Genomic DNA, 17,307 nt, shown 5'->3' with positions numbered 1-17,307 from the left:
TTGAAAAAGCTCAGACTCTTCGTCATCGTCACATTTTAGTGACGGGAGCTCACGGATTTATCGGGTCCCACCTCTTAAATATTCTCACTTTGGCGGACGTCCCTTGTCGTGGCCTCAGCTCTGGCAAAAACACTTCGAATGTTCGTCTGACTGAAAAAGCAAAAGAACATCTGGTACTCTGTGACCTGGATCTCCATGACAGCGTTCGCCCGCATTTTGAAGGCATCACCTCGGTCATTCATACGGCGACCTTCGGCGCTTATTCTTGGCAAAACGAATCGGCAGAGATCTTTAAGCAAGTGACCCAATTAGAGAATCTTTTAAGCCTTGCTAAAGAAGCTCAGGTTCAGTGCTTTATTCACCTTGGTTCTTCCAGTGAATATGGAAGTCACTGTGATCAAGCCAAAGAAGATCAACAGCCACAATGTAACAGTCTCTATTCGTTGGCTAAAAGCCAATGTCACGGCCTGATTTCATATTATGGAAAACAACTTCACTTTCCCGCTTTCACGTTACGTCTGTTTTCAATCTATGGCCCCGGGGAACACCCGCAAAGGCTGATCCCTCAACTTTGCCATAGTTTGATTCAAGAATCGCCCGTGAAGCTCTCCGATGCAAAAACGGCCCGAGACTTCGTGCATATCTATGATCTTCTCGAGATCATTTTAACCAGTCTTTCCGACGTCGATACCCAGGACTATGGAGAAGCCTACAATGTTTGTTCAGGATCACAGACCACTCTGGGTGAAATTGAAAATCTGCTAAAAAATGAATTCCACTTTTCCCAAGTACAATGGGACACGGCCTTGGGAAAATCCTGGGATCTTAAACGCTGGTCAGGATCTACGGAAAAAACTTTCAAACGGTTTGCATGGAAACCGCAACTGACTTTGCAAGAGGGACTGCGTCGGACCGTCGAATTTTACAGATCGAATCCACACCTTTTGGAACGGAAACTCTTTCTTCCCAAAAAGAAGATCTCTATCGTGGCCCCCTGCTACATGGACAAAGAAAGCATCCCTGTCTTGTTTGAAAGACTGCACCGGGTTTTTCTGAACCTCGATTACGATTTTGAATTCATCGTTATTGATGACCTCAGCCCTGATGGCGCCTACGAAGCCTTCAAGGAATACGCCTTGAAGGACGCTCGCTGGGTGCTGGCTAAGCACACTCGCAACTTCGGCTCTCAAGCTATTTTTTTACATGGTTTGGAACTAGCCACGGGGGACGCGGTCATTCTTATGGACGGAGACCTGCAAGATCCTCCCGAGCTGATTCCTGAGTTCATTCAGCACTGGGAACAAGGGGCGCAGTTGTGTCTAGGACAACGCATTTCTCGTGAGGAAGGTTTTTTCTTCTCTTTAAAGTGCAAAACTTTTTATCGCCTGTGGAATCTGTTTTCTCGTATTGAAATTCCTCTGGATTGCGGTGACTTCGGTTTGGTTTCTAAAGAAGTGGTCCTGCAAATCATCCATCATCGGGCTCGCGTTAAAATATGGCGTGCCCTCAGAGCCTACCCTTCCTATAAAACAGCCTTAGTTCCCTATCAAAGACCCTGTCGGGCTTTTGGACATAGCACCAACAGCAATCGCAAACTTCTTTTGTGGTTTATAAAGTTTATCTTCTCGACACCCAATTATATTGCTCTCACTTATGCGATCTTAGGCCTCGTAGGGATGGTGTTATTTCAAGGTCACTTTTATTTTGTCGTTTTGTGGGGACTCGGGGGTTTGAGTTTATTAATAGCTCTTCTTAATTTGATTTACACCTCTTACTTTAACTATCCCGCATTCACGACAGAAGAGCTGATAAAAAAACAACTGCTTGTCCGTTTCCCTCGAGAAGACGATGTTCGTCATTAAAGATGAGCAAGGACACAGCCAAGTCTGGGCCCCTCATTCCGGAAACACACTCCGGGCTCAAGGGCGTATTTCCAAAATTCTCAACACTTTGCCTCCCCATTCGCATGTCTTGGAGTTGGGCTGCGGACACGGTGATTTAACATTAGCTCTTCTTGACGGTGGTCACCACGTCACCGCCGTAGACCGCTCACAAAAGATGCTCGAAGCGACCGCTAAAAAGTGTCAAAACCATCAAAGACTCAGCTTGCATCAATCGGATCTTGCCCTCTATTTAGAAAAGGAAGCGAATCACTATGATGCCATCGTGGGCATGGGGATCTTGCATCATGTGACTCAAGATCTTCCGTCGATTTTGCCTCGGATGGCCCATTGCTTAAAGCAGGACGGGCGTGGTCTTTTCTGGGAGCCCAATCGCGCAAATCCCCTGGTCAAATTTATCTTTGGCACTTCCTTAGGAAGAAGATGGTTTTCTTTAGAGGAAAAGGAAGAGGCTTTTACTAAAGAAGAGATCGAATCTCTTTTACGACCTTTGTTTCCCCAGGTTCGCGTTGTCCCCCAAGATTGGGCCTACCCTTTTACGCCACCGGGATTATTAAAAAGACTTCGTACTCTGGAAATGATGGCACCTGACTTTTTACGTCGGCGGATTTCTCAATCTTTATGGATTGAGTTCTCGCGATCTGCTTCTTTGGAAGCTAAAACTGAAAGTCCCAAATAGAACGAAGCCGAACTTCTTCGCAAAGTAAAATGAGCAATCAACAAAAGAATCACGGCGATCGGCGCCAGCAAAACTGCCAAGACAAAATAGCGCGAAGTTAGCATACGAAACAGCGCGAAGTTCAGATAGCTGCTGACGACAGACACTCCGTTCCCTCTTTTGACAATCTTCTCAACTCGGTAGCCGGCGCTGGTTAAAAGCTCTTTCATCCCCTCGGCGGTCCATCTTTGAAAATCCTCCGGTGCTCCGTGTTCGCGCGCCAGAAAAGGTGTTGTGATATAAATTTTTTTACCAAGATCTTGATGTCTGGTAAGTGTCTGCAAAATATTTGCAGGATCCCGGAGATGTTCAAAGACCTCCAGGGCCGCAATCAAGTCGAACTGCCGTCCTTGAGGAATCTCTTCCAAAGACTTCCAGGTCGCTTCAAAGTTGGGATCAACACTGTGATACTCCCGACACGTCATTCGCTGTTTTAAAATCTGAGAACCCGCACCAAAATCTAAAACACACCCTTGAGGGGTGTCCAATCCCAGGTCTTTCTCGGCTTGAAGAATGCTGCGAAATTGCAGATCCAAAAAAGATCTCCACATCCCATTTTTAAATTCATGCAGATCCGGAAATGATTTGCTTCTTTTAATCACCCAATTCATACAAAACTCCCAGGGTGATTCCATCATAAGATATTTCTTTTTTGCTTTTGATGAAGTGGTTGTTCTCAAACAAAATCAGTCTTTTTTCGTAATCTTTCTGTGCCTCAAGTAACAAATTTTTGATTTCTGGTCTGGGTCTTTCCAACATGGTGATAGCCTGAATAAAAACCCATTTCGCCTTATTCTCCCGCTCCATCATTTGCATTCGATTTAACCAATCCACATGATTGATTCCAAAAAAAGTAATAGGAATTCCTGCGCGATCTGCCGCCAAGCGAGCCTTGGTGTAATCAATGCCCGAAGTCCAGATAAACGGAGCCTTTGTCTGAGCCAAAACCAACTGGCTCACCTTCTCGCTATCTCCCGAGAAAATACGCCACCGATCGCGGCTTTTCAGGCCCCCCAGCATATAGGCCAAGGTTCCCAACGACAAAAGCAGAGACAAATAGACCGCCATCACTGCGCGCTGATTTTTCTTGAGAATCTGCGAAGCCCCCACGGCGGCGACAAATGCAACCACGGGAAGAATAAAGGGGAAATGAACATAGCTGGGACTAAATCCCACTAAAACCAAGGCCAAAAGAAATAGCCCACAAATATCTCGGTCTGTTCTATTTTTGAAGCAGATATAAAGTCCCCAAGCAAAAAACAGACTGGTTCCATAAGAAAGCGGACTCTGCGGCCCCAACATGTTTGCAAAACCGTATCCCACATCGTCCATCGAGATTTCAGAAATCTTTCCCCAATGAGTTTGCAGAGGTGGAAGCCACCATAGCAGGACCGCATTTAAGTAATGATGGAGAGCTTCTTGCCAACCTCTTTCCACCAAATAAGATCCTTTTGAAATGAATCCTTTTATATGATCTTCTCCAAGAAGAAACAGGGCCCCAAAAAAAGTAACGGCTCCCGCAATGTCAGCCCCCAATTTCCACCAACGTCGGCGCATCAGGTTGACCAACCCTCCCCAAAGAAGAACCACTCGAAACGAGGCATAGTAAGCCAGACCTCCAAAAGAGACGAACATTCGCCCAAAAGGGTTCTTCAAATCCAGAAGATAGAGACTGGTCCATAAACCCGCGACACAGGGACCCAATACATAGGAAAAGAAAAAATGCCAAGGCATCAAAGCCAAGAACGTCGCCGCAAGCAATGCTGTCTCACGGGAGCTCCGGCGCAAAACCCAAAGATAACAAAGCCCCACTTCTAAAAACGAAATAAAGACGGCGCCCACTCGCGGGGAAATTCCCCACAGATCCAAGGCTCCAAAGAAATAGGCTGACGGAGTTTCCCAGGCGGGAATCTCACCATAACTAATAAGGAGCCACCGCCCCTCTTCAATCCACTTTCTTCCCCAATAGACGACAACGGCCTCGTCCCCTTCCATTCCTGCTGGAAACAAGAAAAGCCCCACACAACGCAAAAGCAATCCCAGAATCAAAAAAATAGCAAGATAACGAGTGTTAAGACGTTCTTCAGAATGAGAGGACATGGGCTTTCAAACGACTGAGGTAATAAACTTTTTCTGAGTTGGTAGATTTATCCAAGAACTTAATTCGCATCAGCAATCGAGACATCGGAACGTAGTTGAAAGACGTCCCCGCAACCGCGGGATTTCCGTCATAATTTCGATCCATTTCCTGAACTCGGTAATAGCTGAGACGAATCTCACAAACCGGCTCGTTCGTTAAAGGAATAGGTTGTCCTTCTTTATCAAAACAAGCTTGCGTGGATTGATCGTCGTCAAAGCTGGCCTGGTAGGCGGCCTGATCAAAAACCGCTCCTTGTATAAATTTAGCGTTCTTTCTAAAAGGCAAACTTTCCAGGTCTTTCAAAAGATCTTCTTGAACAGAGTAGACAACTCGTATCAAGGAGGATCGCTGCAGAATACTGCGACTCTGTTTATAGACATTCGCCTGAAATGAAATAATAGCCGCCACGGTGATTCCAAAAATCGCCAGAGCTATCACAACTTCCAAGATCGAAATACCCTTTTGAGTCTTAAATATTCCAACGTTCATAGGTCCTATTTTCCCAAATATGGCTTTTTAATCAAAGGCAGATTCAACAAGGGAACCCCAACCCCCGCCTGCACTCTTGTTCCCTCACCACTGATGGCGGCCAATTCCTTATCGCCAGCAATTCCTGGGAATCCTTTTCTTAACGCACTTAAGCTGTAAAACTTTGTTCCCGCGAGGGCCTGAATATGACCACCAAAAATAGTTCCGTAAATATTGGCGGCTGATTTTACCGTCAATGATTTCACAGGACTGACGATATAAGCATGACTTCCCACCACTTCCACGGCGTCCGCCCCCCCTGAAAGAAAGAGCTTTTCTGGCTCAGAGCCTTTGCAGTACTCTTGAATCATCGAGTTCGTATTCCCGGCGGTATCATAGGTGTAGGCCCCACTATCAACCTTGACCTTCAAGCTTGAACAAACATTCCCCAGATTTGAAATATAATCAGAAATTCCAAAATCTTGAGTCGGCGCCAAGGGTTTCTTACAGTACATCGAAGACTGATTGGCCATGGGCATTCCCGAAACACACTCGCCATCATTGATAAGCTTTTCAACCGGGAACCGTACAATCAGACCCTTACGGAATTTTTCTTTCATGAGGGCACGATAGGTCTCGGGGGCCACTGTGGAATCCACCAGTAAGTCACCCGAAATAATGACGATCTCATTGAACACCGGCAGGTCTGTTAATGCGACGTCGATATCGCCGTTAAAAAACACTCGCCCATTGACCTTGCTATCGCTCCCGCCCAGATTCATAGACTGTGAAAACTTTCGTGTCTTAGCCCCGGCCGAAGTTTCCGGATACATCATGAAGATCGAAAAGTCTTTGACCGTTGAACTGTACAGGATCATGGACTCAGAGGCATTGGCACTTCTTCTAAATAAGGACGAGCCATAATTCACTTCAGACCGAATCGTCACATAACGTTCATTCGAAACAGTCTCAAAACCTGCTGAAGAACTGTAGAACGTAAAAATCAACTTCGCGTCAAACACACCACTTTGTAACATCTTAAGAATGTTCTGATCGGTATTCAGGCGAATAGATTGGTTATCTGGATTCTTCAAAACTTCATCCAAATTGAGGGTCAAACTATAACCTCCGGAACCGTCCTTCGTCATAATGGCTTGGCGCGTGCCCGAGGTCGTCTGCAAAACTCCATCGGTCATACCCAAGACCCCAACACTGCCTGAGCGAGCCCACATCTTCAACATCATATCTTCAAACATCGCACCATCCATCAAAGGATTTCTTACGAAGAAAGGACAGAATGTGGATTGCCCTGCCGCTTTGAGATCTCCGACCTCCACGGCATTGGCGTCATAGCCCCCACAACTGTTCAAAAGAAATGCGTTGGTGGCCACCAAGGAACCATAAGACTGCTGGGAAAAATCTTTAAGCAGCGCCAAACGTCCCGAATTCATCGACAAAGGATTGTCTAAAAAGATGACCCGCTCGTAAGCAAGAAAGTACTTTCCCAATTCAACAATATCACCAGCAATCATTTTCGCTTGAAGAAAACGAATTTCGTCCTCGGAACCACCACGACGGGACTGCACAAAATTCAAAATGACATAGCTAGCAACAGCGAAGACCGCCGTAACTATGATGACAATTGTCAGAGCACTTCCTTTTTTTCCAACTCTCATGACATTCCCGTTTAATTACAGTTTATATAGGCACCGCTACTTGGAAAGACAGAGTTCGCTCCATCTTTCGGCATGACATCCATTTTGTAGGGTCTTAAATAAACCCGTTTCAACGCTCTAAAGGGATGCTCCCAAGCGTAACAACTTCCAGACACCCCTGTCGCAAAGGCGTCAGGCTCACCGGACCACTGGCAACTGGTCTCCATATTCACGCCAAACTTTCCGTAGTAGACATTGCTGTCGTCCCCAGAAAAAGAACTGCCTAAGTTCACAAAACCAAACCCACTGCAGGAAGGCGTCGAAGGGCCCCCAAAACGATATTTCGTCGGAGCTTCGATGGATTCCGCAGAGCAATTAATAGTCTTCACTTGATTTAGATTTGTATCAAAATAACTCATACTTGCTGTCAGAGCCACGAGCCCCCGAACCGCGCAAGTGTAGACATCAAATCCCGTCGCCCCTTGATTCAAGGTGATAGAGCCACTAATTCCAGCTCCATCAACCTGCCCCCCGATACTTGGTGGCGGATAAGAGCCCGTCGCAGGATCATGCTTAAAACATTGAACCGTGGCTCCCGTTGAAGGACTGAAGGCAATATTAATAGAGGCCGCCGGAATGGATTCAGAAACGGATCCCGTCAATTTCAACGAGATCGTATTTCTATATAATTCCGAAGATGGATTGAGCTTTAATATACCGGCCTTATATTCTTGGTTCACGGAACACGTCGGGAAGTTCATGGCCACGGAAGGTGCTCCCACAGGAGAATAGATATTAGAAATCTGAAACGCATTGAGATTGTACTGCGCTTCAATGGCTTTGCCTTGATAGTATTTAGCTGCGTTACTTGCCATTGTGCTTTGTTCGATATTGAAATCCACTTTATAATTCATTCGCCCGTAGATTTTCTTTCCTTCACTGTCGTCAGAGTTTGGCGTCCACTTGGCAGAAATATTCACTTGGCTGACCCCATCTAAAACGGGTTCTGCCACGCCCCCTCCTGGCCAGGTCTGACGGGAAAAGACTCCTTTTTCCAAAGTGTATTTCACAGGGCTGACACGACTTAACAAAGTGTTGGATTTGATATTCGGTCCAAAGAAAGTACTCAGATTTTTTGCCGACAATGAATCATGGCACGAACTTCCCTCTTCACTTAAAGAGGTCGACTTAATTTTCACTTGCTTGGTTGCCGCGTCGACACTTTCCACCTTAAAAAGTCCCGCTTCAGACATGGCCGAGGCCAGATTCAACAAGACATAGTCGCCAGCACGAAGTTTTGCAGCCTCTGCCACAACAATCGTATTCACGGTCGGAGCCAATCCCACAGTGCTGGCCAAATCCACTCTCACAAATTCAATACTGGAGCCATCCCCACTCAGGGTCATTTTGGACTCATCCTCGGTCGTCATCAAAGTTTCAGAGGAACTGCAGTTAAAGATGCCCAGGCGAGACCAATAAGTTCCCTCCAGATCGGCAATCACGCGTTTGTGAGAATTCACGATCAAAAAGTCATCCATCAGACGTTTAGAAACGTCTTTTTCAAAAGTCGACAACTGATTCATGACGGCGACGATCGCAAGGACAAAGAAGCCTGTGATCGCCACAGCAATCATTAACTCAGTGACGGTAAATCCTTTTTCGCGTCTCTCAAAAATTCTGAGCATCTGCCTCTTTACTTCTTCTTCTTAACGCCAGAGTAATCGTTGAAGTAGTAATCCCCCACGTTCAAATACTCACGGTATTTGCTATTGTAATAAACTGAAGAAAGCGTTCGGCCTTCAGTTCCTCGGTTGGTGATTCGACGGTGTTCTAGATAGATGGTCTCAACGCCGTGATCATCCAAGGAAACAATTTCGTCCGCTTCAGCCACTGCGTTGCGATTTCTATCAAACCACAAGCGCAACTTTCCAAAGATCTGATCATCCTTATTGATTTTCTTATCTTTGTTTTTGTCGTACTTAGCCAAAGCCACAAAGCCGTCCGCCGCTTTATAATCTCCAAAAAGTTCTTTAATAGATTCCACCTTACCTTGAGCGTTAGGCAGAACCAAGAACGCCACCTCTTTGGTATTAATCGGCCAATCGATCAATCTTTTCACTCCATCACCGCGAATATCGAATTGCACGCCGTATTGAGCATCACGAGAAATCTCGATTCCATTTCCTGAAGCATCAATCAACAAAGGCGACCAAGAGACAGAGACATTGTCATACTCAAATCCTGAGTTCGGGCACACGGGAACGGTAAATTTACCTGCCACATTGCCCGATCCTTTGCCATCTGCCGCCGAGCAACTTTGTCCACCCAGATTTTCGGAAGAACAGAAATGCCCTGGAGGATTCGAAACGCCGTTACATTCTTTGGAGCCGAAATAACGAACCTCAAAAGTCACGTCTCGCACGCACTCCGCCGGAGCCTTCAATTTATTAAAGCTAAAGACCGGCTTTCTTGCCGAAGTGGCGTCTTGATCCACAGGGAGTTTTGCCGTGTCATTGACCAAGTCTTTTCCCACTGCAATGGCATCGTTGGCAAAACGACAAGGAATACACGCAAAGCCCTTCTTATCACTATATCCCGTCGGATACTGTTCATAACTTTTTGGTGCGGATCCACCCAAAGCTGTCGTATAAGGCAGAATTCCATTATTGATTAAGCTGGCTGAAACCAACTCGCCCTCGCGGTTGTATTTTGCAGCACATCCCAAGCCCGCAATCATCATTTGATTATATCCACTGAAACGAATCGCCAGATTCTTGCTACACTCGCCCGCAGATTCCAACACCGGGCAACTTGCTTTGTAGTTAACAACAGTCACCGGAACTTTGGTTGTGACTGTGTAACTATAAGGACTGCAACTGTAGGAGTTCCCAACGGACACACAACTTTGCCCACTCACAGTTGAAGATTGATCAACCCAAACTGTCGAAACAGTTCTGCAGGAATCGTGGGCTGAGAAGGGATCTGCATTGGCAGCCACTCCGAAGCTCGAAGCTTTGATATCCCAACACTCTTTTTGATTTGACGGATTCTTAGCAACACAGGCCGGCTGAGCACTTGCTTTAAACAACTCCGCTGGGAACTGATGATGAGCATGCTCAGGAACCAGATGTAAAAGAGTCAAATCAACACGACCATTTTTGATGTCCGACACTTTAAAAGGTCGAGAATACATACATTGAGTCGCGCTGGTTAACTCCGTCGGCATGGCTTTGTCGCCCCGTTTGGGCGCACTCACTTGGAACAAAGGCACACAAGATTCATTCATAAACGGAATCACACGGTCATAAGGCTTTCCGCTGCTTGTCGCCGGTGCGAATTGATAGTAAGGAAGTCCCCCTGCGGTTCCACGCAGATCTCGAGTTCCACTGGGCTGAACCGCAGCAAGATATGCTTGGAAGATAACTGTCTCTTCCGGATCCGGTTCAGAGGCAGGATCTACCTTATAGAGCTGGGTTAAAGAATAGTCGTTTAAATCCAAAATACCATAATATAAAGGATCTGCCGCTTTGCCTCCCGCAGTGGAAGCTTGGAATCTTTTCGCAACGACAATCGCTTTTGAATAGGCACGATTTTCAAGAGGAGGCGTGATCACCTTCCCTGAAGAGTTCACCGCCAATTCACCCGACAAAGCTGCGGACGCATTCATTACTCCGCGGAATGGTACTTCTGCGGCACTGGTTCCATACTTTGCGGGAATTCCAGGAAGACTCAATGGAGTTGAGTAAGCGGCGCTTTGATATCCCTTGCCGGAGGAATCCATAAAATAATATGAGCGCAGGCTATTAAAGTAAGAGCAATCACCAAAACGGCGCAGACGAACCATCGCTGACTTCCCTTGCGGAACCACCGTTAATTTACAACTGAATTTATTTTTACTGATTGCCGTCTCCACATTCGCCGTCACTGTCGACGCCACACCGACAGGAGGACTTGACCAAACGCCCGTCACCGCATTAGGTCCACCAGAATATTCAATCGTAGGAGGAGCGGCTCCCCCCGAACCTCCCGTGAGGCGAACAGAGAAAACCAAGACATCATTTCCGACAGTGACCTGCGGAGGATTGCTGGTTGAATAAGAGGACACGGTTCCTGACACTTTCAACTCACATCCCGTCGCCTCTTCCGGCATTCCAGGAACGACCAAAGAAGACAGATCTGTGGCCACTTTGGATTGCCATACATTACCAATGCGATGACGATGGATGAAACTCACATTGCCAGCGGCCAAAGTATTGGACTGAGTTGTTCCTTTATTCCAAATATAAATGACGGAAGCTCTGCGGAACTTGCCTTCATTGTTTACCAAGGGACCGACATCACCTTTTGTGACGAAAGCAATTGAATTGCTGCCCTCAGGATCTGCGCCCTTGACTCCCCCGTAGGGATCCAAATAACAGACTCCCGTCGACGAAGTGCTACAAGCCGGAATTTTTACGTTGTAGCCCCCTTCATTAGAGAGTTCTGCGCCACTTTTATCAGAAAGAAATTTAGAACCACAAGATGCCGAAATTTTGGCGATATTATCCTGAGCCATGTCACCCTCAGGAATATCTTTAAGAAGAGAATCGCCCAACAAGGACTTCCCAGCATTTTGATATGCATCCTTAAGTTCCGCCTTCGAAACACCTAAAGACGGAGCCAACGAACAAGTCGCTTCGACGTCATCGATGACACAATCTTGAGAGGGGGTTTTAAAATCGCCGTCGTCGCACTTAACCTTGATATTTCCCGATGAGTAGCGAAGAGCATCGTCCTCAGAAACATCTGAACAAGCTTTGGTATAAGTCTTATCGTGATCCGTCTTCGGCGCCCTTAAAACATAACTACGTCCCGAGGCGTTCATTCCCGGAAGAGTCATATTAATATCATCGGAGTGACAGTCTTTTGGAGCTGGCGCTGCAAACGAAGTTGAATAGAGGCCTAAACTCAACACCAAGGTTGAAACAAAACGACCCATAGATTTCTCCCCCAAATTGAATCACACAATATGCACCCTCTATTGTTCTGTCAGACATCACACTTTTACAAGTGTCTCTCATCTAGAAGCATAAACATTAGAGGCGTTAGTCCAGCCGAAGACTCTCAGGAGTCGATCGACGGCCAACCACCATCATGATAACCTAAACGAAGGTAGGTAAACTATTAAATTACCAATAGTTTAACGGAATCTTTGAGATATCAACCCAGAGACTGTTCTATCTTGATACAAAAATCAGAGCGAGATCTCAGTGCGAAACGTTGCTCTGATATTTCTTTTAATGAAGGGATGCCTTATAAAGGCGTTCTTTGATGTCTTGAATTTCCGCTACAGAAACGGTGTAAGGACGTCCGCAGATCTGACAAGTCACATCGGCGTTTTCTTTCTTCTCAATCATATCTTGAAGTTCTTCCTCACCCAAGGTTTCCAAAGCTCGCACCACACGATCTTTAGTGCAAGGACAGAAGTATTCGATCGGATGATCATGAGAAAGCTCTTCAAACTCAATGCCGTCCATGAAGGGCTTTACCAGATCCGCAGGCAAGGCGCCATCCATCAACATTTTTGAAATATTCGGCTGTTTAGATTCATAGTTTTGCTGAATCTTTTCTACGACGGCTTCTTCAACTCCAGGCATAACCTCAATCAAAACACCTCCGGCCGCTTGAACTTTTCCGAAGGAGTCCAGATACACTCCTAAAGACACCAACGAGCGGATTTGATGAGACTGATGAAGATAGTGCGCAATATCCTGTCCAATTTCACCACTGACTAATTCAACGGTTCCATGAAAAGGCTGTTTTTGAAACGGCTGGTGTCGAGCGACACTGAGTATACCAATTCCAAGGGCCTCCTTCAAACTCAGTCCGTTATCATAATTCGGTGGTTGATACTGAGGATTGGGTGTGTAGCCGCGCACATGTCCATCAAAGGACGCTTCGGCATAAACACTTTGCAAAGGTCCATTGCCCCGAAAGAACAGTCCGACCATTTGACCGTCCTTCAATTGCGACGCCATTAAGAGGGCCCCCACCATGCTGCGCCCCACAGCCACTGTTGCCAAAGGATAGGTGTTTTGCAGACCTTGCATGTGTTTAACAACTTCGGTGGCATTTACAGCGGCAATTCGCACGGTCAAATCTTTAGACACAAAACGATGGACACGTTCTTTACTCATGACAAACTCCCGCATTCTATGGAAAACTCGAAAACAGCAAACTAACAAAGCCACCGTTTAATTTCAAGTAGAAGCCGCTATGAAGATATATCTCTTTAGACACGCACAAAAAGCCATGGATTTTTCAGGAGATCCTGATTTGACTCCCGAAGGTCATGCCCAGGCCTCCAAAATTCTCGACAAGGTGCTCAAAAGCGAAATCCCTCGTCCTACAGAGTTATGGGTTTCCCCCAAAAAACGAACCCATAGCACTTTCCGCCCTCTGTCACAGCATTTCAATTTACCACTGCAAATCCAAGACTCCCTGCTGGAACAAAAAAGCGAAGAAAACATTTCGGAATTCCGTTCACGTATCGAGCGCCTCTTTGAAGGAGCTGTCGAAAAAGAAGATGCCGTGGTTTTTTTGTGTACTCACTATGACTGGGTCGTTGAGGCCATGTCGATTGTTCCCAGTGACAAAGATCTTTCTGGCTCAGAGTTTTCACACTGGAGCCCCGCTCAGTATGTCGCCTTTGAAGTCAATCAAGATGGAATTTATGAGTTCATTGAGCTTAAAAGGATTCAACTATGATTCAAAATGTCTGGGCCGTAGGCCGCAACTATGCCGAACACGCCAAAGAATTGGGAAATGAAGTTCCCACCGAACCCATGATTTTTCTGAAAGCCGGAAGTACGACCACTCTGGCCGCCAAAGAGATTCACCTTCCCGCGTGGATTCAAGAGGTCCATCACGAAGTTGAGCTGGCTCTGCGATTTGACGACAACTTGCAAATTGAGGAAGCCTGCATCGCCCTGGATCTGACGGAACGAGCGAAACAAAACCAACTCAAAGCCAAAGGACACCCTTGGACGCTGGCTAAGAGCTTTACAGAGTCTTGCCCCCTTTCCCCCTTCTTTCCGGTCTCTGATCTGGAAGAGCTTAAAAAACTGGATCTAATTCTAAAAATCAACGGCGAGGTCCGCCAAAAAGGCAACACCTCCCAGATGATCTTCTCATTGGAAAAGCTGATCGATTACGTGCGCCACCACTTCCCCGTGGTCCCCGGAGATCTCCTCTTAACCGGCACCCCCTCCGGAGTCGGCCCTATTCAACGCGGAGACCATCTGGAAGCGGAAATCCAAGGAAAAATGAAACATTCTTGGAAGGTCTCCTAACGCACCTGGCCGCGAGTAAAATCCCCCTCCCGGCTCGCCCGCAAAGTGCTTGAGTTTTTACTCTCAGAGAGGGAATATGCGGCCCTCCATTTGAGGTAAAAATATGAATGATATCCAATCGCAAATCGTCGCCCGAGGCGAAGAGATTTTAAAGCGTATGGAAAGCCAATCCAAGGCTTCCATTTTTTCTAAAGACTTCTGGTATGGCTCCGTCATGGAATGGAGCATGAAAAACGAAAAATTCAAAACGAACATGTTCCGTTTTGTCGACGTTCTTCCTTCCATCAACTCCGGCGACGAGGTGGCTCGCCACTTAAAAGAGTATTTCTCTGAAGATGGCGGATCTCTTCCTCCGGTTTTTAACGTCGGTTTAGGATTGGGTTCTTTGGCGCCAGGATTGATGGCCGGAGCCATTAAGAAAAACGTCATGGGCATGGCAAAAATGTTCATCACGGGCGAAAGCCCCGATGAAGCGTTGCCGGTTTTAAAGAAGGCACGCAAAAACAAAATGACTTTCACCGTCGACATCTTGGGTGAAGCGACGTTGTCTGAAAAAGAAGCGCAAGAGTACAACAGCAAATACTTCGAATTGATCACTTGGCTAGCGAAAGATGCCCAAGGCTGGGACGAGATTCCACAGATTGATCGCGACCATGAAGGTGCCTTGCCGAAGGTCAACGTCTCTGTCAAGATGACGGCTCTTTACTCTCAAATCAAAGATCTGGCTTGGGATGAATCTAAGAAAATCTTGAAAGACCGCATGCGTCCCGTGTTCCGTTTGGGCATGGAAAATGGCGTCTTCATCAATCTGGATATGGAGCAATACTCCGTCAAACATCTGACTTTGGAAGTCTTCACGGAACTGATCAACGAACCTGAATTTAAAAATTATAAATTTTTTGGCGTTGTGATCCAAGCTTACCTGCGTGACTCCTTCGAAGATGTCAAAGCCTTGACAGATTTTGCGCAAAAACGCGGAACTCCATTTTGGATTCGCCTCGTAAAAGGGGCTTATTGGGATTACGAAACCATCGAAGCCGAACAACGTGGCTGGCCGGTTCCGGTTTATACAAACAAAGCGGAATCCGACGCCAACTACGAAGTGTGCGCGAAGTATCTTCTTGAAAACATCAAACACATCCGTCCTGCGTTTGCCTCTCACAACGTCAGAACATTGGCGGCGTGTATGTTGTATGCGGAAAAGCTCAACATCCCCAAAGAAGCTTTGGAGTTCCAAATGCTTTACGGCATGGCAGAGCCTATTAAAAAAACTTTGGTGGACATGGGCTACCGCCTGCGTGAGTACGCGCCTGTTGGTGAGTTGATTCCGGGAATGGCTTATCTGGTTCGCCGTCTTCTTGAAAACACCTCTAACGAATCTTGGTTGCGTGGAAAATTCGCTGATGGCAAAACCACGGCGGAACTTTTGAAAGATCCGGCGCAGGGTCTGACTCCGACTTCTCCGATCCTTCCCAAAAAGGCCGGCAAATTCTATAACGAACCTCTTTTGGATTTTGCAGTCAAAGCGGATCGCGAAAAAATGCATAAAGCTTTGGCTGAATTCAAAGCCTCTATGCCGGTGTCAGTTCCTCTGCATATCAACGGCAAAGAGATCCGCACCGAGAAAATCTTTGACCGCGTGAATCCATCTCAGGCAGATCAGATTGTTGGTAAGATCTCAATGGCCTCCGTCGAACAGGCCGAACAAGCCATGCAAGCCGCGCAAACGGCTTACAAAACTTGGAAGACCGTTCCCGCAGATCAACGAGCGGCTTTGGTGGACAAGCTTGCAGACATCATGGTTCGCGATCGCTTCAAACTGATCGCCACACAAGTTTTTGAAGTCGGTAAACCTTGGGCGGAAGCCGACGGTGACATCGCCGAAGCGATCGACTTCTGTCGTTATTACGCTCGTCATATGAGAGAGTTGCAAAAACCTCTTCGCGTGGGTGGACTTCCTGGGGAAGTGTCTCAATATATCTATAAATCCCGCGGTGTCACTGCGGTCATCGCGCCTTGGAACTTCCCTCTAGCGATCCTTTGTGGAATGGTGACAGCGGCCGCCGTCGCCGGCAACACGGTGGTGATGAAACCGGCAGAACAATCTTCCGTAGTGGCCTGGGGTCTTATGAAGATGATCCAAGAAGCTGGCTTCCCAACAGGGGTGATCAACTTCCTTCCAGGTTATGGTGAAGAAGTTGGTGAATACATTGTGAACCACAAATTCACGACAACCATCGCCTTCACGGGTTCCAAAGCTGTGGGTTTACATATCCTAAACCGCGCTTCACACGTGCAGCCCGGTCAAACTCATGTGAAGAGATGTATTATCGAAATGGGTGGTAAAAACGCCGTTATTATCGATAACGATGCGGATCTTGATGAAGCCGTGGACGGAGTTCTTTACTCTGCCTTCGGATTCAGTGGCCAAAAGTGTTCTGCAGCCAGCCGTGTGATTGTTCTGGATGAAGTCTATGACCGCTTTGTCGATCGTTTGGTTGAAGCCGCGAAATCCATCGAGATCTACGCCGCTGAAAATCCAAAAGCTTATATGGGGCCGGTCGTCGACAAGGAAGCCTATGATCGTATTTTAGGCACGATTGCTGAGACCGAGAAGACTCACAAACTTCTCTTTAAAGGTTCTGTTCCCGGTGGCGGTTACTATGTTCCTCCCACAATCTTCGGGGATGTTCCGGGTGATGCCAAATTAGCTCAACAGGAGATCTTTGGCCCGGTAGTAGCCGTGGTTCGCGCGAAAAACTTGGATCAAGCGTTGGAAATTGCCAATAGCACCGAATACGCTTTGACTGGTGGTCTTTTCTCAAGAAGCCCAGCGAACATCGCTCGCGTGAAGGAAGAGTTTGAGGTCGGAAACTTGTATATCAACCGTGGCATCACTGGCGCCATGGTCGATCGCCATCCGTTTGGTGGCTTTAAAATGTCTGGAATCGGTTCTAAAACTGGCGGACCTGACTATTTGAAGCAGTACATGGAACCCGCAGCCGTGACAGAGAATACTCTTCGTCGTGGTTTTGCTCCGGTGGAAGAGTAGTTCTTCCCACCCCGGTGCAAAAAAGAAAAGGCCCACTTTGCA

The 17,307-nt window shown here is 46.8% G+C and carries 12 protein-coding genes; 5 read left to right on the top strand and 7 right to left on the bottom strand.

Annotation, left to right across the window (positions count from 1 at the left end; genetic code table 11):
- Together ACM64D_RS02230 and ACM64D_RS02225 are read left to right on the top strand one after the other, a co-directional pair.
- The coding region (locus tag ACM64D_RS02230; RefSeq protein ID WP_415061558.1) for an NAD-dependent epimerase/dehydratase family protein at positions 1 to 1,862 on the top strand (1,862 nt) is incomplete at its 5' end.
- A complete protein-coding gene (locus tag ACM64D_RS02225; protein WP_415061557.1) occupies positions 1,849 to 2,580 on the top strand; it encodes a class I SAM-dependent methyltransferase in 732 nt (243 codons plus the stop codon). The genes ACM64D_RS02230 and ACM64D_RS02225, both read left to right, overlap by 14 nt.
- Here ACM64D_RS02225 and ACM64D_RS02220 read toward each other — a convergent pair.
- The 7 genes from ACM64D_RS02220 to ACM64D_RS02190 all read right to left on the bottom strand — a co-directional run bounded on the left by ACM64D_RS02220 (position 2,514) and on the right by ACM64D_RS02190 (position 13,058).
- Positions 2,514 to 3,230 carry a methyltransferase domain-containing protein gene (locus ACM64D_RS02220; RefSeq protein ID WP_415061556.1) on the bottom strand — a complete coding sequence of 239 codons (717 nt, stop codon included), beginning with the start codon at positions 3,228 to 3,230 and terminating at the stop codon, positions 2,514 to 2,516. The genes ACM64D_RS02225 and ACM64D_RS02220 overlap by 67 nt on opposite strands.
- Entirely contained in the window at positions 3,214 to 4,719 is a 1,506-nt protein-coding gene (locus ACM64D_RS02215; RefSeq protein WP_415061555.1) for a hypothetical protein, read from the bottom strand. Before ACM64D_RS02215 ends, ACM64D_RS02220 begins: the two co-directional genes overlap by 17 nt.
- Entirely contained in the window at positions 4,703 to 5,248 is a 546-nt protein-coding gene (locus tag ACM64D_RS02210) for a type IV pilus modification PilV family protein (protein ID WP_415061554.1), read from the bottom strand. Before ACM64D_RS02210 ends, ACM64D_RS02215 begins: the two co-directional genes overlap by 17 nt.
- A 5-nt stretch (positions 5,249 to 5,253) precedes the next feature.
- Positions 5,254 to 6,903 carry a hypothetical protein gene (locus tag ACM64D_RS02205; protein ID WP_415061553.1) on the bottom strand — a complete coding sequence of 550 codons (1,650 nt, stop codon included), beginning with the start codon at positions 6,901 to 6,903 and terminating at the stop codon, positions 5,254 to 5,256.
- Between the two features lie 11 nt (positions 6,904 to 6,914).
- A complete protein-coding gene (locus ACM64D_RS02200; protein ID WP_415061552.1) occupies positions 6,915 to 8,567 on the bottom strand; it encodes a type IV pilin protein in 1,653 nt (550 codons plus the stop codon).
- Between the two features lie 8 nt (positions 8,568 to 8,575).
- The gene (locus tag ACM64D_RS02195) at positions 8,576 to 11,860 is read right to left on the bottom strand and encodes a hypothetical protein (RefSeq protein ID WP_415061551.1); all 3,285 of its coding nucleotides are present in this window, start codon (positions 11,858 to 11,860) and stop codon (positions 8,576 to 8,578) included.
- A gap of 298 nt (positions 11,861 to 12,158) precedes the next feature.
- Positions 12,159 to 13,058 carry an Hsp33 family molecular chaperone HslO gene (locus ACM64D_RS02190; RefSeq protein WP_415061550.1) on the bottom strand — a complete coding sequence of 300 codons (900 nt, stop codon included), beginning with the start codon at positions 13,056 to 13,058 and terminating at the stop codon, positions 12,159 to 12,161.
- Between the two features lie 79 nt (positions 13,059 to 13,137).
- Here ACM64D_RS02190 and ACM64D_RS02185 point away from each other — a divergent pair, with 79 nt between their 5' ends.
- From ACM64D_RS02185 to pruA, 3 genes are all read left to right on the top strand, one after another.
- On the top strand, positions 13,138 to 13,629 hold the full coding sequence (locus tag ACM64D_RS02185) for a SixA phosphatase family protein (RefSeq protein ID WP_415061549.1): 492 nt from the start codon (positions 13,138 to 13,140) through the stop codon (positions 13,627 to 13,629).
- Positions 13,626 to 14,213 carry a fumarylacetoacetate hydrolase family protein gene (locus ACM64D_RS02180; RefSeq protein ID WP_415061548.1) on the top strand — a complete coding sequence of 196 codons (588 nt, stop codon included), beginning with the start codon at positions 13,626 to 13,628 and terminating at the stop codon, positions 14,211 to 14,213. Before ACM64D_RS02185 ends, ACM64D_RS02180 begins: the two co-directional genes overlap by 4 nt.
- Positions 14,214 to 14,316: 103 nt before the next feature.
- Entirely contained in the window at positions 14,317 to 17,265 is a 2,949-nt protein-coding gene (gene pruA, locus ACM64D_RS02175) for an L-glutamate gamma-semialdehyde dehydrogenase (RefSeq protein WP_415061547.1), read from the top strand.
- Positions 17,266 to 17,307: the final 42 nt, after the last annotated feature.

The sequence above is a fragment of the Bdellovibrio sp. genome, from assembly GCF_047637665.1.
In the GTDB taxonomy this organism is placed as follows: Bacteria; Bdellovibrionota; Bdellovibrionia; order Bdellovibrionales; family Bdellovibrionaceae; genus Bdellovibrio.
The sequence above is the reverse complement of the archived record's forward strand: the minus strand, read 5'-3'. Positions and strand labels throughout refer to the sequence as shown.

Coding starts and splice junctions, on each gene's coding strand:
- ACM64D_RS02225 (WP_415061557.1), top strand. CDS start 1,849: ATGTTCGTCATTAAAGATGAGCAAGGACACAGCCAAGTCTGGGCCCCT.
- ACM64D_RS02220 (WP_415061556.1), bottom strand. CDS start 3,230: ATGAATTGGGTGATTAAAAGAAGCAAATCATTTCCGGATCTGCATGAA.
- ACM64D_RS02215 (WP_415061555.1), bottom strand. CDS start 4,719: ATGTCCTCTCATTCTGAAGAACGTCTTAACACTCGTTATCTTGCTATT.
- ACM64D_RS02210 (WP_415061554.1), bottom strand. CDS start 5,248: ATGAACGTTGGAATATTTAAGACTCAAAAGGGTATTTCGATCTTGGAA.
- ACM64D_RS02205 (WP_415061553.1), bottom strand. CDS start 6,903: ATGAGAGTTGGAAAAAAAGGAAGTGCTCTGACAATTGTCATCATAGTT.
- ACM64D_RS02200 (WP_415061552.1), bottom strand. CDS start 8,567: ATGCTCAGAATTTTTGAGAGACGCGAAAAAGGATTTACCGTCACTGAG.
- ACM64D_RS02195 (WP_415061551.1), bottom strand. CDS start 11,860: ATGGGTCGTTTTGTTTCAACCTTGGTGTTGAGTTTAGGCCTCTATTCA.
- ACM64D_RS02190 (WP_415061550.1), bottom strand. CDS start 13,058: ATGAGTAAAGAACGTGTCCATCGTTTTGTGTCTAAAGATTTGACCGTG.
- ACM64D_RS02185 (WP_415061549.1), top strand. CDS start 13,138: ATGAAGATATATCTCTTTAGACACGCACAAAAAGCCATGGATTTTTCA.
- ACM64D_RS02180 (WP_415061548.1), top strand. CDS start 13,626: ATGATTCAAAATGTCTGGGCCGTAGGCCGCAACTATGCCGAACACGCC.
- pruA (WP_415061547.1), top strand. CDS start 14,317: ATGAATGATATCCAATCGCAAATCGTCGCCCGAGGCGAAGAGATTTTA.